Annotated in this window: 21 protein-coding genes; 7 read left to right on the top strand and 14 right to left on the bottom strand. The window is 71.2% G+C overall.

The window, feature by feature from the left end:
* Positions 1 to 20: 20 nt before the first annotated feature.
* From G3I60_RS08245 to G3I60_RS08255, 3 genes are all read right to left on the bottom strand, one after another.
* Positions 21 to 2,414, bottom strand: a complete 2,394-nt coding sequence (locus G3I60_RS08245) for a phosphoketolase (protein WP_203672430.1) — start codon at positions 2,412 to 2,414, stop codon at positions 21 to 23.
* 132 nt (positions 2,415 to 2,546) lie between these two features.
* Positions 2,547 to 3,038 (bottom strand): Crp/Fnr family transcriptional regulator, encoded by a 492-nt coding sequence (locus G3I60_RS08250; RefSeq protein ID WP_164292982.1) that lies wholly within the window; start codon positions 3,036 to 3,038, stop codon positions 2,547 to 2,549.
* Positions 3,039 to 3,279: 241 nt separating this feature from the next.
* Positions 3,280 to 3,993, bottom strand: a complete 714-nt coding sequence (locus tag G3I60_RS08255) for a response regulator transcription factor (protein WP_138352842.1) — start codon at positions 3,991 to 3,993, stop codon at positions 3,280 to 3,282.
* A gap of 283 nt (positions 3,994 to 4,276) precedes the next feature.
* Here G3I60_RS08255 and G3I60_RS08260 point away from each other — a divergent pair, with 283 nt between their 5' ends.
* Positions 4,277 to 5,992, top strand: a complete 1,716-nt coding sequence (locus tag G3I60_RS08260; protein ID WP_164292983.1) for a GAF domain-containing sensor histidine kinase — start codon at positions 4,277 to 4,279, stop codon at positions 5,990 to 5,992.
* A 39-nt stretch (positions 5,993 to 6,031) separates the two neighbouring features.
* On the opposite strand, the gene G3I60_RS08265 is transcribed toward G3I60_RS08260, so the two are convergent.
* The 3 genes from G3I60_RS08265 to G3I60_RS08275 form a co-directional block, all read right to left on the bottom strand.
* A complete protein-coding gene (locus G3I60_RS08265) occupies positions 6,032 to 6,490 on the bottom strand; it encodes a pyridoxamine 5'-phosphate oxidase family protein (protein WP_138352840.1) in 459 nt (152 codons plus the stop codon).
* A 151-nt stretch (positions 6,491 to 6,641) separates the two neighbouring features.
* The gene (locus tag G3I60_RS08270; RefSeq protein WP_164606936.1) at positions 6,642 to 7,634 is read right to left on the bottom strand and encodes a universal stress protein; all 993 of its coding nucleotides are present in this window, start codon (positions 7,632 to 7,634) and stop codon (positions 6,642 to 6,644) included.
* A 159-nt stretch (positions 7,635 to 7,793) separates the two neighbouring features.
* Positions 7,794 to 8,417 (bottom strand): DoxX family membrane protein, encoded by a 624-nt coding sequence (locus G3I60_RS08275; RefSeq protein WP_164292985.1) that lies wholly within the window; start codon positions 8,415 to 8,417, stop codon positions 7,794 to 7,796.
* A gap of 247 nt (positions 8,418 to 8,664) precedes the next feature.
* Between G3I60_RS08275 and G3I60_RS08280 the strand changes: the two genes are divergently transcribed.
* On the top strand, positions 8,665 to 9,075 hold the full coding sequence (locus tag G3I60_RS08280) for a DUF1003 domain-containing protein (RefSeq protein WP_164292986.1): 411 nt from the start codon (positions 8,665 to 8,667) through the stop codon (positions 9,073 to 9,075).
* A gap of 20 nt (positions 9,076 to 9,095) precedes the next feature.
* Here the strand turns inward: G3I60_RS08280 and G3I60_RS08285 are convergent, their stop codons facing one another.
* On the bottom strand, positions 9,096 to 9,893 hold the full coding sequence (locus tag G3I60_RS08285; RefSeq protein ID WP_343240836.1) for a maleylpyruvate isomerase family mycothiol-dependent enzyme: 798 nt from the start codon (positions 9,891 to 9,893) through the stop codon (positions 9,096 to 9,098).
* A 353-nt stretch (positions 9,894 to 10,246) separates the two neighbouring features.
* On the opposite strand from G3I60_RS08285, the gene G3I60_RS08290 reads away from it, so the two are divergent.
* Both G3I60_RS08290 and G3I60_RS08295 read left to right on the top strand, forming a co-directional pair.
* Complete coding sequence (locus tag G3I60_RS08290; RefSeq protein ID WP_164292988.1) at positions 10,247 to 10,648, top strand: recombinase family protein; 402 nt, start codon at positions 10,247 to 10,249, stop codon at positions 10,646 to 10,648.
* A gap of 74 nt (positions 10,649 to 10,722) precedes the next feature.
* On the top strand, positions 10,723 to 11,373 hold the full coding sequence (locus tag G3I60_RS08295) for a DUF1707 domain-containing protein (RefSeq protein WP_164292989.1): 651 nt from the start codon (positions 10,723 to 10,725) through the stop codon (positions 11,371 to 11,373).
* A 48-nt stretch (positions 11,374 to 11,421) separates the two neighbouring features.
* Here G3I60_RS08295 and G3I60_RS08300 read toward each other — a convergent pair whose 3' ends face one another.
* Complete coding sequence (locus G3I60_RS08300) at positions 11,422 to 13,902, bottom strand: SpoIIE family protein phosphatase (protein WP_164292990.1); 2,481 nt, start codon at positions 13,900 to 13,902, stop codon at positions 11,422 to 11,424.
* Between the two features lie 194 nt (positions 13,903 to 14,096).
* Positions 14,097 to 15,455, bottom strand: a complete 1,359-nt coding sequence (locus G3I60_RS08305) for an NAD(P)-binding domain-containing protein (protein ID WP_138352833.1) — start codon at positions 15,453 to 15,455, stop codon at positions 14,097 to 14,099.
* Positions 15,456 to 15,553: 98 nt separating this feature from the next.
* Between G3I60_RS08305 and G3I60_RS08310 the strand changes: the two genes are divergently transcribed.
* A complete protein-coding gene (locus G3I60_RS08310) occupies positions 15,554 to 15,907 on the top strand; it encodes a helix-turn-helix transcriptional regulator (protein ID WP_138352832.1) in 354 nt (117 codons plus the stop codon).
* 10 nt (positions 15,908 to 15,917) lie between these two features.
* Here G3I60_RS08310 and G3I60_RS08315 read toward each other — a convergent pair whose 3' ends face one another.
* Positions 15,918 to 16,679, bottom strand: a complete 762-nt coding sequence (locus G3I60_RS08315) for an SDR family oxidoreductase (protein ID WP_164292991.1) — start codon at positions 16,677 to 16,679, stop codon at positions 15,918 to 15,920.
* Between the two features lie 103 nt (positions 16,680 to 16,782).
* Between G3I60_RS08315 and G3I60_RS08320 the strand changes: the two genes are divergently transcribed.
* The gene (locus G3I60_RS08320; protein ID WP_138352830.1) at positions 16,783 to 17,667 is read left to right on the top strand and encodes a sigma-70 family RNA polymerase sigma factor; all 885 of its coding nucleotides are present in this window, start codon (positions 16,783 to 16,785) and stop codon (positions 17,665 to 17,667) included.
* An 83-nt stretch (positions 17,668 to 17,750) separates the two neighbouring features.
* Here G3I60_RS08320 and lanL read toward each other — a convergent pair whose 3' ends face one another.
* Both lanL and G3I60_RS44515 read right to left on the bottom strand, forming a co-directional pair.
* Entirely contained in the window at positions 17,751 to 20,354 is a 2,604-nt protein-coding gene (lanL, locus tag G3I60_RS08325; protein ID WP_343240837.1) for a class IV lanthionine synthetase LanL, read from the bottom strand.
* A 66-nt stretch (positions 20,355 to 20,420) separates the two neighbouring features.
* Positions 20,421 to 20,576 carry an SflA family class IV lanthipeptide gene (locus G3I60_RS44515; RefSeq protein ID WP_187145120.1) on the bottom strand — a complete coding sequence of 52 codons (156 nt, stop codon included), beginning with the start codon at positions 20,574 to 20,576 and terminating at the stop codon, positions 20,421 to 20,423.
* A 328-nt stretch (positions 20,577 to 20,904) separates the two neighbouring features.
* On the opposite strand from G3I60_RS44515, the gene G3I60_RS08330 reads away from it, so the two are divergent.
* On the top strand, positions 20,905 to 22,206 hold the full coding sequence (locus tag G3I60_RS08330) for a serine hydrolase (protein ID WP_239069626.1): 1,302 nt from the start codon (positions 20,905 to 20,907) through the stop codon (positions 22,204 to 22,206).
* Positions 22,207 to 22,286: 80 nt separating this feature from the next.
* On the opposite strand, the gene G3I60_RS08335 is transcribed toward G3I60_RS08330, so the two are convergent.
* Positions 22,287 to 23,543 carry an MFS transporter gene (locus tag G3I60_RS08335; RefSeq protein WP_164292992.1) on the bottom strand — a complete coding sequence of 419 codons (1,257 nt, stop codon included), beginning with the start codon at positions 23,541 to 23,543 and terminating at the stop codon, positions 22,287 to 22,289.
* Between the two features lie 77 nt (positions 23,544 to 23,620).
* Positions 23,621 to 24,859, bottom strand: coding sequence for a cytochrome P450 (locus G3I60_RS08340; RefSeq protein ID WP_164292993.1), 1,239 nt, complete (start codon positions 24,857 to 24,859; stop codon positions 23,621 to 23,623).
* Positions 24,860 to 24,979: the final 120 nt, after the last annotated feature.

Below are 24,979 nucleotides of genomic sequence, written 5' to 3' on the forward strand. Positions count from 1 at the left end.
ACGGTTGCGTGCGGCCGGTTTCAGCCGGTCCAGGTCCAGTCCGCGACCTCGGGCAGGTCCACCCCGTGTTCGCGGATCCAGGCGTGGTGGCGCAGCCGCACGTCCTCCATGTCCTGCCGGACGGAGGCGGCGCGGACAGCGAGGCCGGGAACGCGGTCGATGACGTCCATGACCAGGCGGTAGCGGTCGAGGTCGTTGCGGACCACCATGTCGAACGGCGTGGTGGTGGTGCCCTCCTCCTTGTAGCCGCGCACATGCAGGTTCGCGTGGCCGGCACGGCGGTAGGCCAGCCGGTGGATGAGCCACGGGTAGCCGTGGTACGCGAAGACGACCGGCCGGTCGCGGGTGAACAGGGCGTCGTACTCGGCGTCGTGCATGCCGTGCGGGTGTTCCTCCTTCGGCAGCAGCCGGGCGAGGTCGACCACGTTCACCACCCGCACCCTCAGCTCCGGCAGATGGACGCGCAGCAGCTGCGCGGCGGCCAGGACTTCCATCGTGGGAACGTCCCCGGCGCACGCCAGCACCACATCGGGCTCGCCGGTGCCGTCCTCCGTGCCGGCCCACTCCCAGACCCCGGCGCCGCGGGCGCAGTGCGCGCGGGCCTGGTCCAGGGTGAGCCAGTCGAAGCAGGGCTGCTTGCCGGCGACGACGACATTGACGTAGTCGCGGCTGCGCAGCACGTGATCGGCCACCGCCAGCAGGGTGTTGGTGTCCGGGGGCAGATAGACCCGGACGACCTCGGGGCTCTTGTTCAGGACGTGGTCGATGAAGCCGGGGTCCTGGTGGGAGAAGCCGTTGTTGTCCTGCCGCCACACGTGCGAGGTGAGCAGGTAGTTCAGCGACGCGATGGGGCGGCGCCAGGGCAGCCGCCGGGAGACGCGCAGCCATTTGATGTGCTGGTTGACCATCGAGTCGACGATGTGGACGAACGCCTCGTAGCAGGAGAACAGACCGTGCCTGCCGGTCAGGAGATAGCCCTCCAGCCAGCCCTGGCAGGTGTGTTCCGAGAGGATCTCCATGACCCTGCCGTGCCGGTCCAGGTCCGCGTCGACCTCCAGGGTCTCGCCCTGCCATGCCTTGCCCGTGGCCCGGTAGACGCTCTGCAGGCGGTTGGACGCGGTCTCGTCCGGGCCGACCAGCCGGAAGTCGCGGCGCTCCGCGGTGTCCTCCATGATCGTCTCCACCAGGTCGCCCAGGACGCGGGTGGGCTCGTGGAGGGTCGCGCCGGGTTTGTCGACGGGAACGGCGTACCGCTCCAGCGCCGGGATCGGCAGGTCCCGCAGCAGCAGACCGCCGTTGGCGTGCGCGCTCGCGCCGAGCCTTCGTTCGTCGTCCGGCAGGCATTCCAGCACCTGATCCCGCGGGCGGCCGTGCTCGTCGAACAGCTCGGCCGGCCGGTAGGACTGCAGCCAGGCCTCCAACTGGCGCAGGTGCTCGGGGTTGTCGCGCACTCCGGACAGCGGGACCTGGTGGGCGCGCCAGGTGCCTTCGACGGGCAGCCCGTCGACCTCCGCGGGACCGGTCCAGCCCTTGGGGGTGCGCAGGACGATCATCGGCCAGCGGGCGCGTTCTCCAACGCCCTCCTCGCGGGCGGTGCGCTGGATGAGGGCGATGCGGTCCAGTGCCGTGTCCATCGCACGGGCCATGTCCTGGTGCACGCGCAGGGGGTCGTCCCCGGTGACGTGGATCGGTTCGTGGCCCAGCCCGCGCATCAGGTCGTCGAGTTCGGCCTCGGGGATCCGTGCCAGGACCGTCGGATTGGCGATCTTGTAGCCGTTCAGATGCAGGATCGGCAGGACCGCTCCGTCGTTCACCGGGTCGAGGAACTTGTTGGAGTGCCACGAGGCGGCCAGCGGTCCCGTCTCGGCCTCACCGTCGCCGATGACGCAGGCGACGAGCAGGCCGGGGTTGTCCAGTGCGGCGCCGTAGGCGTGCGAGAGCGAGTAGCCCAGCTCCCCGCCCTCGTGGATCGATCCGGGCGTCTCCGGTGCCACGTGGCTGGGGACCCCGCCCGGGAAGGAGAACTGCCGGAACAGCTTGCCCATGCCCGCGGCGTCCCGGCCGATGTCCGGGTACGTGCGGCTGTAGGTCCCCTCCAGCCAGGTGTTCGCCAGTACCGCCGGCCCCCCGTGCCCCGGCCCCCACACGCACAGCGTGTCCTGGTCGCGTGCCTTGATCACCCGGTTGAGGTGGGTGTGGACGAGGTTGAGACCGGGCGAGGTGCCCCAGTGGCCCAGCAGCCGGGGCTTGATGTGCTCCGGGAGCAGGGGTTCGGTGAGCAGCGGGTTGGCCATCAGGTAGATCTGGCCGACGGCCAGGTAGTTCGCCGCCCGCCAGTGCGCGTTCAGTGCCGCCAGTTCGGCGTCGTCAAGGTAGGTGTCGTTCTTTTGCGTCTCTGACCTGGTGCCAGGCATATCCATCTCCTCCGCAGGCGCCGGACCGGCGTCGCTCCTACTCTGCGACGCGGTGCGGCCCTGCCTCTTGGGCCGATGAGGGACATCCGGGGGGCCGAACGGCCCTCACTTCCAGCGGCGTGAACCGCGGTGTCAGAAGTCGTCCTCCGGGCCGCCCACCGATACGGAGCTGTCGCGATACACGCCGTACGGGCCGTACAGGTCGAGCAGCCGGGTGCGCGTGGAGTGCAGCCGGTCTCCGATGACCGCGGCGCAGAGCAGGACGAACTCATGTCCCAGAGCGGGATCGGCAGCACACAGTTCACGGACCGCCGCCGCCGGGAACTCGGTGGCCCGCACGGCGGTGTGTGCCTGGGCGCCGAGTTGCCACCGGAACGGCGGGAACAGCCAGGACCAGCCGAGGAGTTCGCCCGCCGAGACGGTCTGCACCACGGCTGCCTGCCGTCCGGGAACGTGCAGGTCCAGGGTCACCTCGCCGCAGTCCAGGACCCAGAAGCGTTCGGCGGTCCGGTCGGCGTCGAAGATCCGGGTGCCCAGGGGAAAGGCGACCGGTGTGGACAACGCCATGAGTCGGTCACGGTGTGCGGTGGTGAGCCTGTCGAGAATGGAGTGTGTGGTGGACATCGCACTGTCCGTTTCCGCGGCTCCGCGGTCTTCGACGTGTGCAGGCGTGGTCGCGCTTCGCCGCTCTGGTTTGTCCGTGCTCCGGTTGTCCATCAATCCTGCCTGCCCTCCCATCCTCACCCAGGGGGCGCTGACGCGCAGGGGCCCGAACGTCCTCAGTTGCCGGCGGGGTGGCCCGCTTGCGCGGCGGCATCCGCCGACGAGCAACCGGGGACGGGGGCGAACGGTCGGTGTGCGCCGGTCACCGTCGGTGACCGGCGTCGTGCCGGCCTTCCTGGTTCAGCCGGTCCTGGGCCTGGGTCGCGATCACGGCGGCCTGGACGCGTCGCTCAACGCCCAGCTTGGCTAGCAGCCGTGAGATGTGGTTCTTGACGGTCTTCTCCGCAAGGTACAACCGCTGTCCGATCTGCCGGTTGGTCAGCCCTTCGCCGACCAGCGCCAGGATCTCCCGCTCCCGTTCGGTCAGGCTGGGCAGCGCGACCAGTTCCGGTGCCGGTTCCTCCGCGCCGCGCAGCTTGGACATCAGCCGGGCCGCCGCGCTGGGGTCGAGCGTCGACTGTCCGGAGGCGACGGTGCGGACGGCCGAGACGAGGTCGGAGCCGCGGATCTGTTTCAGCACGAACCCCGAGGCACCGGCCATGATCGCGTCGAGGAGCGCCTCCTCGTCGTCGAAGGACGTGAGCATCAGGCACGCGAGCTCGGGCATCTTGGAGCGGAGCTCCCGGCAGACCGTCACTCCGTCACCGTCCGGCAGCCGCACGTCCAGCACGGCGACCTGCGGGCGCAGCGCGGGAATGCGGATGAGGGCCTGCTCCACGGTGCCGGCCTCGCCGATCACCGTGATGTCCGGTTCGTCGTCCAGCAGGTCACGCACCCCCCGCCGCACCACTTCATGGTCGTCGAGGAGGAAGACCGTGATCCCGGCCGCGGGGGTGGGACGGTCGCTGTCCGACATCAAGAGCTCCTGAATCCTGCGCCGGGATTCGCCGTCCAGCGGACGGGTCCCGAACGGCGCTCACCGTTCAGTCTGCGGCTCCCCGCGCCGTGGTGACAGGGCCAGGTGGCCCTGATCCGTGGTGTCATCGCCACCGCACCCTCCCATTCTCCGCTCTTCGGGGCCACCTGGCGCCGGAGGGCCGCCGCCCGCGGGCACGCCGTGGGGTGGACCGGGGCGAGTACGGTGGAGGGGGCTGTGACGATGGGCCTGCATTCGGTCACGAGCACCTGGAGTCATATCGGTGGGTAACGTCGACGAGGGCGCCGGGCAGTCTCCTCAGCTGCGGATCGACGAGCTTCTCGAGGACCTGCAGGGCCGGCTGGACGCGGCGCGCGGCACCCGGGACCAGGTCCGCGGCCTGCTGGAGGCGGTGCTCTCCGTCGGGCGTGAGCTGGATCTTGAGCAGGTGCTGCGCAATATCGTCGAGGCGGCGGCGGTGCTGGTGAAGGCCGAGTACGCGGCGCTGGGCGTGATCGGGCCGGACGGCGAGCGGCTCGCCGAGTTCGTGACGGTCGGTTTCACGCCCGAGCAGATCACCGCGATCGGCGCGTACCCGTCGGGGCACGGAATCCTGGGCGTGCTGATCCGCGATCCGCACCCGTTGCGGCTGCCGCGGATCTCCGATCACCCCTCCTCGTACGGCTTTCCGCCGAACCACCCGCCGATGGACTCCTTCCTCGGGGTACCGATCCGGGTGCGCGACCACGTCTTCGGCAACCTGTATCTGACGGAGAAGCGCGGCGGTGGGCAGTTCGACGCCGAGGACGAGTCCGTCCTGGCCACGCTGGCCGTGGCCGCCGGGGTGGCGATCGACAACGCCCGGCTGTACGAGGAGTCCAGGCGGCGCGAGCGGTGGCTCCAGGCCAACGCGGAGATCACCCACACGCTTATGGCGGGCAGTCCGCGCAGTGCGGTCATCAGCCTCATCGCCGAACGCGCCCGCGAGATCACCGCTGCGGAACTCGCCCTTATCGCGCTGCCCGTCGACGACGCGGCGGCGCTCTCCGTCGAACTCGTCATCGGCCGGGACGCACCCGCGCTGCGCGGTCTGGTCGTGCCGGTCGAGGGCAGCCTCGTGGGTGCTGCCTTCTCCTCCGGGAAGCCCGTGACCAGCGAGAACATCAACCTGGACGAGTCGGTCCGCACGGACGTGCCGCGCAATGACCGGCTGGAGGCCGCGGTCGCGGTCCCCATCGGTACGGGTGACGGCCCGCGTGGCGTACTGCTGCTGGTCCGCGCGGCCGGCGGGACCTCCTTCACCGCGGACGAGATCGAGCCGCTGCTGGGCTTCGCCGGGCAGGCGGCGGTGGCGATGGAGCTGGCCGAACGGCGTACCGGCGCCGAGCAGATCGCGCTGCTGGAGGACCGGGACCGGATCGCCCGCGATCTGCACGACCTCGCGATCCAGCGCCTCTTCGCCACCGGGATGACGCTGCAGAGCGCGGGCCGCTTCATCGAGCACCCGGAGGCCTCGGAACGGGTCCGGCGCGCTGTCGACGACCTGGACGAGACCATCAAGATCATCCGGTCGACCATCTTCGGCCTGCGGTCCCGCGAGACCGGCGCGGAACACACCCTCAGGGCCCGTACGGTGCGGGCCGCCTCCGACGCCTCCGCGGTACTCGGCTTCACGCCGAGCGTGCGGATGGAAGGGCTGCTGGACACCCAGGTGCCACGGGAGGTCGCCGACCATGCGATGGCGGTGCTCGCGGAGTCGCTCAGCAACGTCGCCAAGCACGCCCACGCCACCCGCGTGCAGGTGGCCCTGGAGACCGACGGCCGGCAGGTCGTCCTCACCACCACCGACAACGGCGTCGGACTTCCGGCGCAACGGACCGGCAACGGCCTGCGGAACATGCGGGAGCGCGCCCTGCAGCTGGGCGGCGACATGGAGCTGATCTGCCCGCCGGACGGCGGGACCACCCTCGTCTGGCAGGTGCCGGTGAAGGCGGAATAGCGGATCCCCGACCGGCTCCCTGCGTGGCGTCCGTCTCCGTCAGGGCATGTCGGCCGGCGACAACTCGACCTGCTCCGCCGGGACATGACCGTTCCGGTCGACGACGCGCCCCGCCACGAGTTCGGGTTCGACATGGATGAAGATCCCGTCACCCGTCTCCAGCCACGGCCGCGGACCGCTCGACCTCAACCGCGCTTCCTTGACCGGGTTCGTGACCACGGAAGCGCGGCCGGTGACCACCACACTCCAACCGGTGTGGCCGGCCTCGTCGAAGTGGTCCGCCTCGAACGCGACCACCGCACCCCGCACCGCGCGCGCCATGTGCGAGGCGGCGGAGGCCTGGAACAGCACGGCACCGTCCGGGTCCAGGAGGAAGTGCACCGGCAGAATCGTGGGCAGGGCATCCTCGGTGTAGACGACCCGGCCGATCGTCACCAGAGACAGCAGACGCAGACTCTCCCGGCGATCCAGCTCCCGGAAACCGTTGTGTCGGTGCATCGTTCGATCCTCAATACCGTCCATGCCGTCATGACGATCCATTCGCCCACCGACCATGCTTCCTCACGACGCCCGCACGCGGTAGGGCCGCATGTCCCCCACCAGGGCCACATGGCCCTGGGCGCCACCGGGCGGACGTGCTCGGTCGTACTCAGTCGTGCGGGACGACGGCGACCGGAGCGGCGGCGTGGTGCATCACGGCGTGAGTGACCGAGCCGATGTGCGCGCCGATCGCCGAGGTGCGGGTGCGCCGGCCGATGACGACCAGGCCCGCGCCGCGGGCGGAGTCCACCAGATGGTGCGAGGCCCGGCCGATCACCGCCTGTGCGGTGACCCTCACGCCGGGGAACTTCTCCCGCCACGGACGCAGCGCGTCCGCCAGCGCGGTCCTCTTCTGCTCGGCCAGCTCCCCGCCGACGTCCTGGTTCACGGCGAGGTCCGCGGTCCCGAAGCTGTAGTAGGCCGGGAGGTACCAGCCGTGGACGACGCGCAGCGCCGACTGACGCACGGCGGCGGCCTCGAAGGCGAAGCCGATCACGGCATCACCCGGGCTGTTCAGGTCGAGACCCAGCACGACATGGCGGGGCGGAGCCGGGATGGTCGCCGTCCCAGTCCCAGTCCCAGTCCCAGTCGCTGTCGCGGTCGCGGTCGCGGTCGCGGTCCCAGTCGCCGTCGTGGTCGTGGAGGGGTCGGCCGGCTGCGCCGTCCCGTCCGGTTCCCCGGCCCGGACCAGTACGACGGGCCGAGTGGCCCGTCCCACGACCCCGAGCGCCACCGAGCCGACCAGGAAGCCGGCGACGGCGCTGAGTCCCCGTGAGCCGATGACCAGCATCTCCGAGTCGTTCGCGGCGCCCAGGAGGGCCGCCACGGGCTCGTTGGCGATCTGCTCGCCGACGATCCGCAGATCGGGGTGGCGCAGCCGCACCTGCGCCTCGGCGTCGCGCAGTACGCGATCCCCCCAGTGGCGCTGCGGGGGGCCGGGACCGCCCAGCGGCGTGTGCGGGGTGACGGTGTCGGGCTGCCATTCGCCTGCGTGGACGAGGCGCAGGGTCAGCCCGCGGCGGCGTGCTTCGCCGGCCGCCCAGTCCGCCGCGGCCATGCTCTCGGGGGAACCGTCCAGGCCGGCGGTGATGGTGGGGAACATGGTGTGGGCCTCTCTCGGGGATGTGGGGCCGGCCTCCCGGCCGCCGGACGGCGGGAGGAGGGCCGCAGGATCACCTGACCGGGGCCGATCGGCCCCGGTCAGGTGACGGACGGCGCACCCCACCTGACGGAACGGTGCTGGGCGGGTGCCGGGTGGGGGTCAGAGCAGCCAGCGGTGGTCGCGGACGACCGGCAGTCGCGCCCACATCCGGCCGAGGCCCCAGACGGTGCCGGCGGAGGCGACGGCGAGCGCGATCATGACGGCCGCGTACAGCAGGTGGTAGTCGACGAGCGGGTTGCTGGACATGCTCAGCGTTCCGTCGGAGCCGTGCCGGGCCGGCGGCCATTCCGCCATCCACATCAGCGCCATCATGGCGGTGCCCGCGACGGCGGCGAACCGCAGTGCGACACCGGCCGTCAGGGCCACGCCGATGCTCAGCAGACCGAGCATGAACAGCCAGTTCGCCCAGCCGGCACCCGCCCAGGAATGGAACGTGGACTCCATGGGACCGGCCGAGACCCCGCTGAGGAAGCCCTTCGTCGGCGAGCCGCCGTCGACCCAGCCCTTGCCGGACGCGGTCGCGTAACCCCAGCCGAACGCCTTGTCGAGGAAGGCCCACAGGAAGATGAACCCCGTCAGGACCCGGATCCCGGCGAGGACCCGTGCGCCGGTCGACGTGACCGCCAGAGCGGGCGCCGTGCCGGACACCGCCGAGGTCCCGGCCCTGCGCCGTGCCGGCAGGTGGAACCCGGTGTGCTGCTGCGGGTGCTCGTGGACTGCCATGATGGCCATCCCTTCCGGGATCTGGAGGACGGACGCGGCAACCGCGTCCGCTCTCAATGTGCCGTCGCCGGGAGCGGGAGCGCAGGGGCCCGCAGTCCCGACGACCGGGCCGAACGTCCCTACTCCGAGGGCCCGTTCGGCCGACCGGGAACGCGCCCGGGCCCGGGATCCGCAGGTCTGACACCATGCAGCGAGTTCACCCGGCGCCACGGCACCGGTCGACGACCCCAGAAGGCGGTAGATCCCGATGAGCAGGCCCGACGACCACGCGCGGCACCATCCGGTTGTCGTGGCGCACCGCGCCAGTCGTTCATCCGACCTTCAGCTGCGCATCGCCGACGCGATCACCAAGTTCGCCGGCTCCATGATGTTCGTCTATCTCCACGCCGTCGCCTTCCTGGTCTGGATGCTGGTCGCCGAGTCGAACCCCTGGCCCACGTTGACGCTCGTCGTATCGCTCGAGGCGATCTTCCTGTCGACGTTCGTCATGATCGGACAGAATCGGCAGGCCGTGTTCCAGCAGGCCAAGGCGGATCACGACTTCGTCGAGCAGGAGCTGGAGCTCAAGACCAACACCGAGCTGACGCGCGCCATCCACGCCATGACCACGGAAATCCACCGCCGATTGGCATCGGGCGAGTCCGACGGCAACGCCTGACGTTCGGTGGTGCGGGTGCCTCAGAACTCCGAGTTGGCGAACCAGTGCGCGAGCAGTTCCTCGTCGCCCTCGATCCCGAAGAGGTCCGCGTCACGGTCGAGCCGGCCGTACAGGAGCAGCAGCAGATCCGCTGCGGCGCCCCGCACGGTGGCGTCGGCGGCAGGCGTCGCCGACCCGGGCGGGCGCGGGTCGAGCCCGAAGCCGTCGGGCCGCAGCCGGACCAGCCAGTCACCGTTGCTGTTGACGTCGCCGTCGCCGTCGCCGTTGACGTCCGTGCACTGGAACCGGATGGTCTTCCCGTCGCCGCGCAGGTTGGACACCTTGGGCGCGAAGGACGCGGCGAACGGCAGATTGGTCAGGAACTCGTCGACGCCGTCGGCCGCCAGGTCGCGGTCGATCACCGGCCGCAGGTCCAGGGCGCGTTCCGCGTCGGTGCGGTGCACCAGCGTCTCGAAGAGCATCCGCCGCACCCAGAACCGGGCATGGTGATCCGCGCCCCACACCCACATCGGGGCATCGGGCTCGGTGGCCGCGAAGGCGCTCGCGGCCTCGGCGGCGCTCGCCGTCAACCAGTCGGGGTAGCCGTCCTCGGCCGGAGGCAGCCGCAGCTCGACGTCGCGGCTCCTGGGCCGTTCCTGGACCTGCTGGCGCAGCAGGACGGAGAACCAGCGCTGCACGCTCCCGGTGTGCTTGACCAGGTCGGCAAGCGTCCAGCCCGGGCAGCTCGGCACCGGGGTCGTCAGGTCAGCGCCCTTGACCGCCGCCACGAAGCGATCGGTCTCGGTGGCGACGGCAGCGCGGTGATCGGCCGACGTCACTGTGCGTCGCGAATGATCCGACGATGTGCTCACCGTGGCGTACCTCCGTGATATCTCCGGGCCCGGGAGTCGACGGTCCGGGCAGCCGGATTTCTCCTCGCAGCCTGCCACAGCACCAGCCGGGGGCGGACGACCGCACCCAGGCATCGCGGGCGGCATGTACCCGGGGCCGGGTCCGGTCCCACCGCCCGGGGCCCCCTGCCCAAAGATTTACCGCCAATGGTATAGACAACAACTACTTCTCCCGTCCACTATGGGCGGTATGTAGCGGGTCGTGGGACAGATCCCAGCCTGGACCCGGCCGCTCCGGCGATTCCGGTGAATCCGGCGCCCGGGTGAACGAGGAGGCGGTCATGTCCACGGCGGACACCTATCGGGGTCGTGCGCGGATCGCCGCCTATCTCCGCTGCTACCCGTACGACCAATGGCGGATGGCCGTCCATCTGCACGCCCTCGAGGAGCACGCCGACCGGCTCGGCCACCACGCCCCGGAGATCTTCCTGGACAACGGCGTCTCCTGTCGGGCCGTGCGGCCGGAGCTGAGCCTGCTGCTCGCCCGGGTCGCGGTGGGGACCATCGACACGGTGTTGATACCCGGTCGCTGGGTGTTCTCCCTCGACGACCGCACGGCCGACTCCGTGATGGACTTCGTCCGGGGATGCGGCGCCGAGGTCGTCGAACTTCCGCAGCGCCGGGAACTCTCCCCCTCGCCGTACCCCTCCCTCGCCGGCTACGGCGGACAGCGAACGCTCTGAACGCAACAGAGCCGACCGCCGCCCCTCCGACCGGCTCCCGTGTCCCCTCGTCGGACAACCACTACAGTGTGGGCATGTCCGGTGAATTGGTACCCGATCACGGCGAACTGCGCGCGTCTCACGAAGACCGGGACCAGGTCGTGGAGCGGCTACGGGTCGCCGCAGGAGACGGCCGGCTGACCGCCGAAGAGCTGGACGAACGGCTCGAGGTGGCGTTGACGGCGCGTACCTACCGAGAACTCGAAGCGGTGCTCACCGATCTGCCGGCGACCGGACCGGCGTGGGCGGGTGGCGGTGTCCCCTCCCCCGCACCGAAGGACAGGTCGCGGATCGCGGTCGACAGCGCGAGCGCGAAGCGGGAGGGCACGTGGTCGGTGCCCCGGCAGATGGAGATCGAGTCCAACAGCGGCTCCGTCGTTCTCGACTTCACCCGTGCCGTCATCGGATCGCCCACCCTGGAGATCGAAGCGTCGGTGCGCAGCGGGTCGGTGACCCTGATAGTGCCGCCGGACGTTTTCGTGGACGTCGACGAGGTCGCGGTGAGCAGCGGCAGCGTGCGCCATCGGGCGCATGTCTCCGCCGGGACGCCGATCCGGCTGCGTATCCATGTGACGGGGAAGGTGCGCAGCGGCAGCATCACGGTGCGACCGCCCAAGCCGCCCCGCCGCGGTTTCCTGCAGTGGCTGCTGCGCCGGCCCGGGCCGATGAAGTCGATCGCCCGCTGACGTAGAGCGTGGCGGCGTCGACTGCGGCCTACGGGGCGGCCCGTTCCGCTACGGGTCGGCCCGTTCCGCGCTGTCCGCGGGCGGCAGGTCCTGTTCGGCCCAGATCGTCTTGCCCGTCGGCGTGTAGCGCGTTCCCCAGTGCTCGGTCATCTGGGCGATGAGGAAGAGGCCGCGGCCGCCTTCGTCGTCGCTCGCCGCATGGCGCATATGGGGTGAGGTGTGTCCGGAGTCGGAGACCTCGCAGATGAGGGTCTGATCGCGGATGAGCCGCAGCAGGATGGGACCCTCGGCGTAGCGGATGGCATTGGTGACCAGCTCGCTGACGATCAGTTCGGTGGTGAACGAGACGTCGTCCAGGCCCCATTCGCCGAGCTGCCCGGTGGCAGCGGCGCGGGCGCGGCCGACCATGACCGGGTCGGCGGCCAGCTCCCACACGGCCACCCGGTACTTGTCGAGCCTCCGTGTGCGGACGAGGAGCAGGGCCGCGTCGTCGTCCGACGGCCCGGGGAGCAGCGTCGAGACGGTCCGGTCGGCGAGCTCTTCCAGGGGGCGCCGGTGCTCGGCGAGGATTTCGTCGAGCCGGTCGAGCCCGGCGTCGATGTCGCGGTCGGAGGACTGGACCAGACCATTGGTGAAGAGCGCGATGAGGCTGCCCGCGGGCAGCTGCAGGTCCGTGCTCTCGAAGGGCAGGCCGCCCAGTCCCAGGGGCGGGCCCGCGGGAAGCTCCGGATAGCTGACGAGGCCGCTCTCCGCGTCGACCACGGCCGGCACCGGGTGGCCCGCGCGCGCCATGCTGCACTGTCCGGTCACCGGGTCGTACACCGCGTACAGGCAGGTCGCGCCGACCGCTTCGTCGTCCTCCGGCCCGCCGCCCCGCACGCCCCTGACCGCGGCCCACTCCTTGGCGGACTGCCCGACCAGGTTGTCCAGCCGGGTCAGGAGTTCGTCCGGGGCGAGGTCCAGCTGGGCGAGCACCCGGACGCTGGTGCGCAGCCGCCCCATGGTGGCGGCGGCTCCCAGGCCGTGCCCGACCACGTCCCCGACCACCAGGCCGACACGTGTGCCCGACAGCGGAATGACGTCGAACCAGTCGCCGCCGACCCCGGCCCGGCTGTCGGCGGGCAGATACCGGTACGCCAGCTCGACGGCTGTCTGTGGCGGCAGGCTCTGCGGCAGCAGGCTCCGTTGCAGTCTGAGGGCGGCCGTGTGCTCACGGGTGAACCGGCGGGCGTTGTCGATACAGACCGCGGTGCGTGCGACGAGCTCGTCGGCGAGGTCCAGCTCACCTTCGTCGAACGGGTTGGTGTCCCGGTCCCGGAAGAACGTGACGAGCCCGATCGGGCTGCGCCCGGCCCGTAGCGGCACGGCAAGACACGAGCGGAGCAGCGATTCCCCCGCGGCCTTCGGGTCCTTCACGTCGTGCGCTGTGCCCTGCGGTTTCGTGCCGGTCTCCAGGACCTTCCGGCCCAAGGTCAGGCTGCGGGCCTGGGCCGATGCCGGTGGGTAGTCGACCAACTGTCGCGCCGTACGTCGCCGGCCCCCCTCGGCCGTCGTCCCGCCGTCCTGCCCGGTCTCCCCCCACATTCGGACCAGCCGCCGTCCGGCCGTGGTCCCCGGCGTGGTCTGGTCCCCCTCCAGTACCGCCTCCAGCAGGTCCACGGTGACCGAGTCCGCGAACTGCGGGACGGCGACCTCGGCGAGCTCCCGGGCCGTGCGGCTCATGTCCAGGGTCGTACCGATGCGCGCTCCGGCGCGCACCAGCAGGGCCAGTCGCTGCTGGGCCCGGTAACGGTCGGTGATGTCCACCGACTCCTCGCACATGCCCAGCGAATTGCCCTGGGCGTCCTGAAGCCGGTAGTAGGAGCACGACCAGACGCGGTCGTGCTCCGGATCGACGGGCGCGCGGCCGCCGTAGTGCAGATCGATGACGGGCTCGCCGGTGGCGAACACCTTCCTCATGACCTGTTCCAGCGTGGGCGGATACCCCTCGGACAGAATCTCGGCGTCCAGGATCATCTCGTCCGGGGACATGCCGACGTACTGGGTGGACCCCATTTCGCGGTTCAGCTCGGCGTTGATCCACACCACCCGCATGTCGGCGTTGTAGATGGCGAGGCCGACGGAGGAACGGGTGATGAGCCCCTGCAGCATCGCCTGCCGGGCCTCCCACTGGGCCAGCTCCTCGGAATCGGCGGCTACGAGGAGCCAGGCCGGCCCGGCCCCTTCGGAGGAGACCGGAACCATCGTCGTGGCGATCCGCAGCGAGCGGCCGTCCCGGTGCCGCAGATGGAGGACCACGCTGCGGGTACTCCGCTCCGCCCCTGGCGGGCCGGTGTGCTCGCCGGTGCCCGCACGGCGCCCCAGCAGGTCGTCAGCGGGGCGTCCGAGCACGTCGTGCGCCTCGTAGCCGAGCAGCTCCGCCGCCGCCGGGCTCCACCCGATGACCCTGCCACGGGCATCGACAACCGCTGTGGCTGCTCTCGTGACGTCGAGGGGTCCACGGGAGTCCACCCCGTCAGCTCCGTCCATCGCACAGTTCCGCCTTAATCCACTACCTCATGGTGGGCCCGGAGCCCTGGCGCCACAACCGCTCCGGTACGCCCGGGGCTCCCCAGTCGGGCACCGGCCGGGTCCGCCCACCCACCGGTACACCCGAATGGCGCAACCACGAGCCCGGCCCCACCACGGGGCCGGCGGCGTACGGCCGCCGGGCAGCACCACCGTCAGCAGCCACCCGACGCGGTGCGTGCGGGGGCGGCCGTGCCGATCTGAAGGGTGGCCGGGGCCGAGCAGCAGCCGCCGCCGTCGGTGGGGGCCTCGGCTTCGTCGAAGAGCCCCGCTCCGCCGCACACTCCGGTCTCGGGCAGGGTCAACTCGACGCGTTCGGCGGACTCGTGATCGCCGGCGAGGGACGCGGCGATGGAGCGGACCTGCTCATAGCCGGTCATGGCCAGGAACGTCGGCGCGCGACCGTAGGACTTCATGCCGACCAGGTAGGCGCCGGCCTCGGGGTGGGAGAGCTCTTTGACGCCGTGCGGGTAGACGGTGCCGCACGAGTGGACGTTGGGGTCGATCAGCGGCGCGAGTGCGACGGGCGCCTGCAGGCGCTCGTCCAGGCCGAGGCGCAGTTCGCCGACGAACGACAGGTCGGGGCGCAGACCGGTCAGGCCGATGATCTCGTCGACCGGCTCCAGCCGGGTGCCGTCCTCCCCGACCAGCACGAGCCGCCCGCCGTCACGCTCCACAGCGGCCGTGCGGAATCCGGTCACGGCATTGGCGTGACCGGCCTCGACGGCCGCCTTCGCGCGCAGGCCGAGGGCGCCGCGGGCGGGCAGCTGATCGGCTTCGCCGCCGCCGAAGGTGCTGCCGCTGAGGCCACGGCGCAGAATCCACACCGCGTGCGTGCCGGGGGCGTCCTTGGCGAGGTCGGCGAGGTAGGCCAACGCGGTGAACGCGGAGGCGCCGGAGCCCACGACAGCGGTGCGTCTGCCGGCGTACCGGGCGCGGACGGCCGGGTCTGCGAGGTCCGGGACGCGGTAGGCGATGCGGTCGGCGGCGGCGCGCTCGCCGAGCGCCGGCAGGCCGTCGCCGCCCAGCGGGGCGGGGGTCGACCAGGTGCCGGAGGCGTCGATGACGGCGCGGGCGGTGATCCGCTCCTCGGCCCCGCCGGAACCGGTGAGGTGAACGGTGAAGGGCTGCTCGGCACGGTCGGCGTCCACGACGCGATCCCGTCCGGCCCGTGACACACCGGTCACCCGGGCGTCGTACCGGACCCGGTCACCGAGAGCGTCTGCCAGCGGCTGCAGGTACTTCTCAGCCCAGTCCGCGCCGGAGGGGTAGGTGGTCCCGTCGGGGCGGAGCCAGCCGGTGGGGGCCAGCACCTTCTCCGCGGCCGGATCGACGACCTCGCTCCAGGTGGAGAAGAGCCGCACGTGCCCCCACTCGCGCACCGCGCTGCCCGCACCGGTCCCGGCTTCCAGGACCAAGGGTTCCAGTCCGCGGTCCAGGAGCTGGGCGGCGGCGGCCAGCCCGACGGGGCCGGCTCCGATGACGACGACGGGAAGGACGGTGGTCGTACTCATGGCGGTTGAGCCTTTCAGAGCGGCAGGACGGCGCTGTTTCGACATGCATCGATACAGTGAACCTTGCCACCAGCATCGATGGGTGTCAACATAGACGCATGTCGAATTCAGAGGTTGCCGAGTTGCCGGTTCTGCGGCCGGCCGTGCCGTGCTGCCCGCCGCTGACGCAGCGGCCGCTGACCGTCCTCGAGGCGGAACTGACCGCGGCGATGTTCAAGGCTCTCGGCGATCCGGTCCGGCTGCGGCTGTTCTCCCTGGTCGCCTCGCACGACGGCGGGGAGGCCTGCGTCTGCGACATCTCCGACGTCGGCGTCTCGCAGCCCACCGTCAGCCATCACCTCAAGAAGCTGCGCGAGGCCGGCCTCCTCACCTCCGAGCGGCGGGGCACCTGGGTCTACTACCGCGTGGTCCCCGCGGTGCTCGCCGCCATGGCCGGCGTACTGACCGCCTGAAACCGGGGTGTCAGCCGACCCGCTCCGCCAGGAAGTCCTCCCAGGTCCGCTCGCCCACGGCTGCCCCGTCGAGCGACAGGTTCTCGGCGGCCCGGTAGGCGCGGCCGGCCTTTCCGGGCATCCGCACCGGCATCATCAGGCGGTGCTTGCCGCGCGCCCGCAGATAGCCGCGGCTCAGGTCGGCCATCCCGTACACCTTCGGCCCCGCCAGGTCGGGCACCAGGCCGGCCGGTTCGCCGATGGCCAGTTCCACCAGCCGGGCCGCGACCTCACGCGAGTCGACCGGCTGGAACCGCAGTCCGCCCGGGACCGGGATCACCGGCAGCTTCCCCATCTTCTCCACCACCGTCAGGACCAGGTCGTGGAACTGGGCCGCGCGCAGCGTCGTCCACGGGATGCCGGACTCGGCGACGGCCCGCTCCGCGCCCAACTTGGCCTGGAACCAGCCCAGCGGCATCTTGTCCGTGCCGATCACGGAGACGTACACCACGTGTCGCACTCCGGCGCGCGATGCGGCCCGCATCAGATTCCGGGTCGCCTCGTCATCGCCCTTGGGCCCGCCCGCGAGGTGCAGGATGACATCGATGCCGTCCACCGCCGCCTCGATTCCCCCGCCCTTGAGGAGATCGCCGCTCACGTACGCGACGCCGTCCACGGACTCACGGTGCTGCCGGCTGAGGACGCGAACCTCGCGCCCGGCCGCCCGCAGCAGGGGGACGACGTGGCCGCCCAGAGTGCCCGTACCACCGGTGACCAGGATCGTTGACGTCATGGCTGCTCCAAATTCGTTCGGTCCGGGAGTCGGCCTCCCGGTACCTTCAGCTCGGTTTTGTAGATCTACTGCTATGACCCCCGGCGACGAAGGAATGTGACCGATGGACGAGAACGCATCGCTGATCGAGCGTTTCGAGGAGGACCGGGTTCGCCTTCGGGCCGTGGCCTACCGGATGCTCGGCTCGGTGAGCGAGGCCGACGACGCCGTGCAGGAGACCTGGCTGCGCCTCAGTCGTACCGACGCCGGCAGCGTGGAGAACCTCGGCGGCTGGCTGACGACCGTCGTGTCACGCGTGTGCCTGAACATGCTGCGCTCGCGCGACCACCGCCGCGAGGAACCCCTCGCATTCCACGAGCCCGACCCGGCCCTCGGCCGGCCGGACGGGGTCGACCCCGAGCAGGAGGCGTTGATGGCCGACTCCGTCGGCCTGGCCCTGCTGGTGGTGCTCGACACGCTGACGCCGCCCGAGCGCCTCGCCTTCGTGCTGCACGACATGTTCACCGTGCCCTTCGACGAGATCGCCCCGCTGATCGAACGCTCCCCTGCCGCCACACGGCAGCTCGCGAGCCGGGCCCGCCGCCGGGTCAAGGGGGGAACGGCGGTCCCCGACACCGATCTGACCCGCCAACGCCGGGTCGTGGACGCCTTCCTGGCCGCCACCCGAGGCGGCGACTTCGACGCGCTCGTCGCCCTGCTCCACCCGGATGTCGTACTCCGGGCCGACAGGTCGGTCGTCCCCACCCCCGAGCCCATCCTCATCAGCGGCGCGCAGACCGTGGCCAAGGGCGCGATGGCCGCCATGGAACGCGCTCGGTCCACCGTGGCGGCGCTGGTCAACGGAACGGTCGGGCTCGCCATGGCCCCCTTCGGTCGGCTGTACCTGGTGCTCGACTTCACCATCACCGATGACCTGGTCACCGAGATCGAGATCATCGCCGACCCGGATGCCCTCCACCAGGTCGACCTCGCCGTCCTCGACAGCTGACCTGACTCAACACCCTCAGCACGGCCGGGAGCACGGATACGAAGTGCTCCCGGCATCAATGCATGCGGCGCATACCTGACGTCTCACGCACCGCAGAGACGCTGCCCGCCGTGGTCGCGCAGTCGGCGCAGGAAGGACAGCACTCCCGCGCTGCCCGTCGCCCAGGCGGCGTCGGAGCCGACGAGGGTGTTGTCAGGCAGCAACGGCTGCCGGGCGGTCCCGCCACTACGGGCCAGGATCAGCCCCGCCACGTCTTCCGCGTCCCGCCAGAAGCTGTCGTCGCCCGTGGCGACGGCCGCGTCGACGAGCAGTTCGCCGACGCCGGCCAGACCGCAGCACTGGGAGACCAGGCTCATCCGCGGTGCGAGCGCGCGGCACAACCGGGCGCAGCACAGGCCGAGTTCGAGAAGCTCCCTGTCCTCGTCGTCCCGGCTGCCCGCCGCGATCAGGACGGCGCCTATGCCCGCCATTCCGCGGCACCACGATCCATAGCGCCGGGAGGCGGCAGGGCGGGCGGCGGCAGCGAGCAGGCCGGGGGTGTCCGCGGCGAGTTGGGTGAGGCCGGCCCGGGCCGCAGCACCGACGGCCCGGTCGGCGGTGGCCCGGTGGTAGACGTGCAGGAAGTGGACGATTCCCGCCCTGCCGTGAGCGAAGCCGTGGTCGTAGGCCGCGAGCGAGGGTGCCTGCGGCAGCCCCGATCCCTCTTCCTCGGGCTGCCCGGTCCGGTTCAACAGCTCCCGGGCGCATCGGCCCGCTGCGGCCAGGTGCGCGGCTGCCCTCTCCTGATGTCCCGCAACCCGGGCCCGGTGTGCCAGGAGCAGTTGGCCCGTTCCGGTGCCTGCCGCACCGCCGATCTGGTCGCCGCTGCCGTCGTAGTGCGGCAGGCCGGGCGGATCCGAGGGTGCCGGGCCGCCATGAGGAGACGGGAACGCGTCGGCGGCCGATGCCAGGAACAGCTCGACTCCGGTACGGCCGGTGTACAGGGCAGCGGACAGCGCCGCCGTCTCGGGGTGTTCCGCCGTTCGGCGGGCCAGGTCGGCGACGGCCTGCGGTACGCCTGGATGGTCAGTGTGGTGCAGGAGTTCCAGGCCCACCCCGGCCGAGCCCGCGTAGAGCGTCACGGTCGAGCCCGTGTGACGTCCGCCCGGCCCGGCGGGTGACCGGGAGGCGCGCACACAACCGGCGACGGTGTGCGCGATCACGTCGTCCAGCAGCCCGGCGGTGATCCGTGGCGGAGTCGGCGGACGGCGCCCGCCGACCGGTTCCGGCAGGCCGGCCCGTAACCGTCCCGCACAGGCCACTCTTTCCGCGGGATCGAGGCTGAGCAGCCCGGCGACCAGCGCGCGGACCGGACGGTGGGCGGCGCCGGGCAGCGCGCCGTCCAAGCAGGCCAGTGTCCGGTCACGGTTGACGGCGTGGTCGGGGTCGACGACCACCGGGTCCATGCCGGTCAGCGCGAAGTGCAGGGTCGCGCCGAGTGCGTAGAGGTCGTCCGCCGGGTGGGGCGGGGCTCCGGCGCGGTACACGGGGAGGGTGTAGCCGGGTGTCGCACCGGCCGGGCGACGAGACCCCAGAGCACTGATGCCGAAGTCGACAAGACGACAGATGCCGTCCGAGCCGATGACCACGTTGCCCGGTTTCAGGTCGCACACCACCACCCCTCGGGCATGCACCGCGTCGAGCGAGGCCAGCAACTGACGTGCCAGCGTGGAGATCTGACGCCCCGTGCGATGGGGATCTGCACCATAAGGCCCGTGCTCCAGCACGTCGCGGCGCAGGTCACGGGGACCGCAGTCCGTGGTGACCAGGTACTCGTCCTCGCCGTGCCGCACGTGGTCGACGACGCGCGGCACGCCGTCGAGGCCGTCCAGCGCCGCCAGCACGGCACGTTCGTTGCGCAGCCGGCCACGGGCGTCCACTCCGTGCTCGTCCTCGCCGGCATACGCTCTGGCCTGCTTGACCACCACCCGGCCACCGGTCACCGTGTCCACAGCGCGGTAGACGTCCCCGTGCGGGGACCGCGCGATGCCCCCGGTGAGCCGGTATCTGCCGCCGACAAGGCGCGTGGCAGGTCGCCCCGGGCCGGGCGCGGCCGCCCCGAACGGATCCTTCGTCCACGGGGGTTGGCGGTACCGGCTGCTCGCACGACCGGCGAAGCTCTGTCCGTCAGGACCGGTCATGACGAGCGCCGACGCGCCGGCTCCGATCACCCCGGGCGCCCGGAAGGGGCCGTACCGGTAGTAGACCGGAGCGTCCGGCCGCACCCGGCGATCGCTGAGCACCCGCGGTCCGGCGCGCCCGGCCAGGATCTCGGCCAGTTCCCTGCCGAGCGCCGCCACATCCTGCCCGCGGGGATAGACGGTGACCGCCTTCCCGACGAGGGCCTGGTCCCGCACCCCTGCGTTCAACTCCCCCAGCACCGCGGCGCTCCGCGCGAACTTCGCTTCGCAGGTGTAGCGCAGCAGTACCGGGACGAGTAGCTCCATGGTCCCGGCGAGGTCGTCGGGCCGGGCGGAGACGTGCAGTTTCCAGCCGTGCTCCATCGCCGGCATACGCGGATCGAACAGATAGAGCCAGACATCATCCGCACTACGGCGACGCTCGTGACCGGCCACGAGCGCGTCGAGCCGCTCCCCCAGGTCCGGCGCGGACCCGCCCGGAACCGAGCCCGGCACCGGAGCCGGCACCGGAGCCGGCTCCGGCTCCGGCTCCGGCCTCAAAGGATCGGTTCTGCCGACGGTGGACCGGCCGGGCTAGTCACATGCGAACCGCGTGGTCGCGGTGACCCAGGGATCAGCCAGGCACGCTTCGGCACCGCGGCCGGGATCCAGCTCGTCCTCGAACGTGATCCCCTCCGCTTCCACATCCAGCGGACCGGCGTCACGGATGTCCAGTTCCACAGGGCTCATATCGATCCTTTCGCGAAAGAGCGGGCATTCCATTTCACGAACCGAGCGTCCTCACGGCCGTCCACGCCGTCCCGCCGCGCCGGAGAGCGCGCAGCCAGAGCGGCGAGTAGCGGGCTGTCGGACCGTCACAGTCTCCTGGACGCCCGCGAAGGAGGAACGTCGTAAACCAGCCGACTTGCGGGCCGGAAATCCGAACAAGATCATCCGCAGTGGAACCAAACGCCGCGCCGGTCTCTCTTCGACGGCGAGAAGGAGCGCGGCATACGCGGGAACAGAATCCGCAGCTGCGATGATCACCGGATCAGCCGAGTCAGGAACAAGGAGCGTCATGGTGCAAGGCAAGTTCGGTAGGCGCGCGGCGATGAGCGCTTCGGTGCTGGCTCTCGCCGTCGCCTCGGTCCCGGCCCTCGCCGCCCCGTCCGAAGCCCGGACCACGGCGGGGACCGGAGTGGGCATCACCGCTCGGCAGGACGACACGCTGCCGAAGCCGGATCTCGATGCCCTGCACAAGGTCTTCGCGCAGGTGATGGCCGGCGGCGCGCCGGGCGTGATGACCCGTATCGACAGCGGGAACACCGTCTACCGGGAGACCGCCGGGGTGGCCGACCGCGCCAACGGGCAGGCCATGAACACCGATGCGCGCTTCCGCATCGGCAGCATCACCAAGTCCTTCTCGACGGTGGTGCTGCTGCAGCTCGTCCAGGAGGGCAAGATCGCGCTGGACGCGCCGGTCAACCAGTACCTGCCGGGTCTGCTGCCCGACTCGACGATCACGGTGCGGCATCTGCTGACCCACCGCAGTGGTCTGTGGGACTACACGAACGACATGTTCGCCAACACGGTTCCCGGATTCGAGGCGGTCCGGAACAAGGTGTTCACGTACCAGGAGCTGGTGAATCTCTCGCTCGCCCACCCGAGGACGGCCAAGCCGGGCGCCGCCTACCAGTACTCCAACACCAACTTCGTGGTCGTCGGCGCACTGATCGAGAAGGTCACCGGCAACCCGGTGGGCGCCGAGTACCAGCGGCGCATCATCACTCCGCTGCAGCTGAACAACACCTTCTACGTGCACCCGAGCGCCACCATCCCCGGCCGCCACATCAAGGGCTATCTGACCCCCGACGAGGCGGGCGCGCCGCTGGTCGACTCCACCGACCAGACGGTCTCCTGGGCCCAGTCGGCCGGTGCCATGGTCTCGAACCCGCGGGACCTCAACCGCTTCTTCTCGTCCCTGCTGGGCGGCCGGCTGCTGAGCTCGGGCATGCTCACCGAGATGCTCAAGATGACGCCCAGCGACGACACCGGAACCCGTTTCTACGGACTCGGCCTGCGTCAGCGCGACCTGTCCTGCGGGATCTCGGTCTACGGTCACACCGGCACCGTGCAGGGCTTCTACTCCTACGCCTTCACCACCCGTGACGGCCGCCGCAGCGTCAGCTCGATGGCCAACACCTCCAACAACGGCAACGTCAACACCATCCTCGGCAACACCCTCGAAGCGGCCTTCTGCGGCAAGGCCCCCGCCCCGAAGACTCCGGCCGCCCAGGGCCCGTCCTCGAAGCGGTCGGCGGCCGCCACCCCGAAGGCGCCGTTCTACGAGGACATCGCGCCGAACGTCGCCCGGCACTGAGTGCGTTCCGGCCGGTGGCCGTGCGACCCGGCGAGGGCGCGCGGCCACCGGCCGGGAGCACCCGACGCGGCAGGGCCGGATCAGACGCCCGTCACGGCCCGGCTGCCGACCGCGGCGTCATCCTCGTGCGGCGTCCGGTCACGGCGCGGGAGCAGGAACGGCGTCGCCAGCATCAGGAGTCCGGCGATCACGATCGCGGTGCGCGGGCTCGTGACGCCGGCGAGCAGACCCCACAGGGCGGTCAGCACGGCGATGGTGGCGTTGCTGGAGACCGACCAGGCGGACAGGGTGCGGGCGACGCGGTCCGTCGGGGTCTGTTCGAGGCGGTAGGTGGCGAACACCGGGTTGAACACGCCCATGCAGGTGATCAACCCGAGTTCGACGGCGATGACGAGTACAAGCCCGGCGACGCCTGGGCGGATGAAGAACAGCCCGGGCAGCCAGCAGGCGCGCAGCGTCCCGGCGGTGAGCATGACCTTGTGCTGGCCGAACCGCGCGACGAGCGGACGGGCCAGCCGTGAGCCGATGAGACCGCCGACGCACGGTGCTCCGAACGCGAGACCGTACTGCCACGGTGCGAAGCCGAGGTGACTCAGCATCAGGACGGCGAGCACCGGCGAGGTCGCCATGATCAGGCCGCTGACCAGGATCGTGTTGAAGAACAAGGGGCGCAGCGCCGGGTGGCTCAGGATGTACCGCCACCCTTCGAGCAGGTCGCCGGCCCGGAAGCGGGGTGCGGCGGTTCGCTCGGGGCGCGGCTCCTTCCCGCCGATCGCGCGGATCCCGGCTGCCGAGAGCAAGTAGCTGACCGCGTCGGCCACCACGGTCGTCACCGGGCCGAACAGCCCGATCGCCGCCCCGCCGAGCGGCGGTCCGAGCGCGGTGGCGGTCCAGGTCGTGGATTCGAACCGCCCGTTCGCGACGAGCAGGTCCTCCGGCCGCACGAGTGCTTTCAGGCAGGCGCCGGCGGCTGATCGGAAGGTGATGTTGGCCGCGGCGACGACGACCGACACGACCAGCAGCTGGACGAAGGTGAGCCGCCCGAGCGCGTACGCGGCCAGGACGGTCAGCAGCGCGGCGAACCGGGTCAGGTCCATCGCCATCATCACCGGCCGCTTGCGGCGGAACTCCACCCAGGGGCCGAGCGGCACCGCGACCGCCGCCCCCACCGCCAGTCCCGCCGCCGCGAGCCCCGACACCGCGGCCGGTCCTGCGTGCAGCGCGAGGATCGCGATCAACGGGAACGCGTCGAGCGCGATCCAGCTGCCGAACGTGCTGACCGCGAACGACGCCCAGAGCCACTCGAACTGCCGCCCCAGTGATCTCCTGCCCAGCATCCAGCCCGCCCCTTGCCGTGTCGCCCGGACCACCTCGCGTTGGCCACTGCGATCCAAGCGGTCCGGGCACCGGTGGGTCAAACAACCGATCGTTCGGCCGCGAGGTGGCCGCGGAACCCCTGCGGCACCGGCGCGAAGCGGTACGCCATGGTGATCGATGCGGGGTCCTGCACGGTGAGGCGGTAGCGGGTGCACATCAGATAGCAGAGCGTCATCAGCTGGATCATGCCGATGTCGGCGCCGACGCAGTTCTTCGGCGCCCAGCCGAAGGGTACGTAGTGGTTCTTGTCGACCGGTCCGTGCGGCGCGCCGGGCAGGAAGCGGTCCGGGTCGAACGTGTCGGCCTGCTGCCAGCACCGGGGGTCGCGGTGGATCATGTGCGGGCTCAGCAGGTAGCCCTGGTCCTTCTCCAGCCGGGTGGTACCGAGGTCGAACGAGAACCGGGAGCGCCGCATGAGGAGCAGCGGCGGGCTCCACATCCGCAGCACCTCCTTCACGAACCGGTGGGTGACCGGCGCCGCCTTCGTCGGTGCGGCACAGAACCCGGCCGGGTCCACGGCCCGCAGCTCGGTGGTCAGCCGCCGCGCCCACTCCGGGTTCCTGGCCAGCTCGTACAGCACGCTCGCCGCCGCGGCACCGGGCGGACCGCCGATCGCGGTGAGCACGGCGGTGACCACGTCCAGCGCGCGGTCCATGCCGAGCTCCGGAAGCAGGTCGACGATCGGATCGGCGAGGTCCAGCTCACGGGGGCGGCGGCCGGCGGCCCGCTCACGCAGCACCCGCCGTACGACGACGCCGGCCCGGACCTGTACCGCGGCGAAACGCAGATGGTGCCATGGCCCGGTGCCCGGTTGGCGGGCGATCAGGCGGAGCAGTTTCTGGTCGAGGTCCTGGCTGATGTGGCCGGCCTCGCGAGGGGTGAGGCCCGACAGGGCGACCGGCAGCATGGACTGAACGGCCACGTCCTGCGCGAGCAGGACGAGGTCCACGTCGTCGCCGAGCCGCGCGTCGATGATCCGTTCCATCCGCGTGATCATGTCGGCGTTGTGCTCGCCGGTGGTGAGCTTGTGCAGCTGGGCGAGCCACGCGCCGCGTACCCGGGTCCACCGCACCTGCGGGCTGCGGCGCCGCCTGATCAGATCGACGAGGCGGTCCGGCATGACGAGGTGGTGCCAGTTCGCACCGCTCACCTGGCGTGCCGCGTTCGGCTCGAAGACGGCGAGCAGGTCGTCGTCCATCCAGAAGAGGCCGCCTTCGGCCGCGCTGCGCTGGCGCAGATCGTGCAGGAAGTCGGTGGGATGGTGCGGAGTGGTCATCGCCTCGCCTCTCGCGGCGTGCGGGGAGCCGCCGTCGGCGGCTCCCCGCAGCTCTGCCGATCAGATGTGGTGGTAGAGGTACCAGTGGATGTTCGTGGAGTAGCCGGCCCGGATGTTGAG

The sequence above is a fragment of the Streptomyces sp. SID13666 genome (genome assembly GCF_010548325.1).
Taxonomy (GTDB): domain Bacteria; phylum Actinomycetota; class Actinomycetes; order Streptomycetales; family Streptomycetaceae; genus Actinacidiphila; species Actinacidiphila fildesensis.

Excerpts from the sequence above, each read along its gene's own strand:
- G3I60_RS08245 (WP_203672430.1), bottom strand. The coding sequence starts at position 2,414 with ATGCCTGGCACCAGGTCAGAGACGCAAAAGAACGACACCTACCTTGAC.
- G3I60_RS08250 (WP_164292982.1), bottom strand. The coding sequence starts at position 3,038 with ATGTCCACCACACACTCCATTCTCGACAGGCTCACCACCGCACACCGT.
- G3I60_RS08255 (WP_138352842.1), bottom strand. The coding sequence starts at position 3,993 with ATGTCGGACAGCGACCGTCCCACCCCCGCGGCCGGGATCACGGTCTTC.
- G3I60_RS08265 (WP_138352840.1), bottom strand. The coding sequence starts at position 6,490 with ATGCACCGACACAACGGTTTCCGGGAGCTGGATCGCCGGGAGAGTCTG.
- G3I60_RS08270 (WP_164606936.1), bottom strand. The coding sequence starts at position 7,634 with ATGTTCCCCACCATCACCGCCGGCCTGGACGGTTCCCCCGAGAGCATG.
- G3I60_RS08275 (WP_164292985.1), bottom strand. The coding sequence starts at position 8,417 with ATGGCAGTCCACGAGCACCCGCAGCAGCACACCGGGTTCCACCTGCCG.
- G3I60_RS08280 (WP_164292986.1), top strand. The coding sequence starts at position 8,665 with ATGAGCAGGCCCGACGACCACGCGCGGCACCATCCGGTTGTCGTGGCG.
- G3I60_RS08290 (WP_164292988.1), top strand. The coding sequence starts at position 10,247 with ATGTCCACGGCGGACACCTATCGGGGTCGTGCGCGGATCGCCGCCTAT.
- G3I60_RS08295 (WP_164292989.1), top strand. The coding sequence starts at position 10,723 with ATGTCCGGTGAATTGGTACCCGATCACGGCGAACTGCGCGCGTCTCAC.
- G3I60_RS08300 (WP_164292990.1), bottom strand. The coding sequence starts at position 13,902 with ATGGACGGAGCTGACGGGGTGGACTCCCGTGGACCCCTCGACGTCACG.
- G3I60_RS08305 (WP_138352833.1), bottom strand. The coding sequence starts at position 15,455 with ATGAGTACGACCACCGTCCTTCCCGTCGTCGTCATCGGAGCCGGCCCC.
- G3I60_RS08310 (WP_138352832.1), top strand. The coding sequence starts at position 15,554 with ATGTCGAATTCAGAGGTTGCCGAGTTGCCGGTTCTGCGGCCGGCCGTG.
- G3I60_RS08315 (WP_164292991.1), bottom strand. The coding sequence starts at position 16,679 with ATGACGTCAACGATCCTGGTCACCGGTGGTACGGGCACTCTGGGCGGC.
- G3I60_RS08320 (WP_138352830.1), top strand. The coding sequence starts at position 16,783 with ATGGACGAGAACGCATCGCTGATCGAGCGTTTCGAGGAGGACCGGGTT.
- G3I60_RS44515 (WP_187145120.1), bottom strand. The coding sequence starts at position 20,576 with ATGAGCCCTGTGGAACTGGACATCCGTGACGCCGGTCCGCTGGATGTG.
- G3I60_RS08330 (WP_239069626.1), top strand. The coding sequence starts at position 20,905 with ATGGTGCAAGGCAAGTTCGGTAGGCGCGCGGCGATGAGCGCTTCGGTG.
- G3I60_RS08335 (WP_164292992.1), bottom strand. The coding sequence starts at position 23,543 with ATGCTGGGCAGGAGATCACTGGGGCGGCAGTTCGAGTGGCTCTGGGCG.
- G3I60_RS08340 (WP_164292993.1), bottom strand. The coding sequence starts at position 24,859 with ATGACCACTCCGCACCATCCCACCGACTTCCTGCACGATCTGCGCCAG.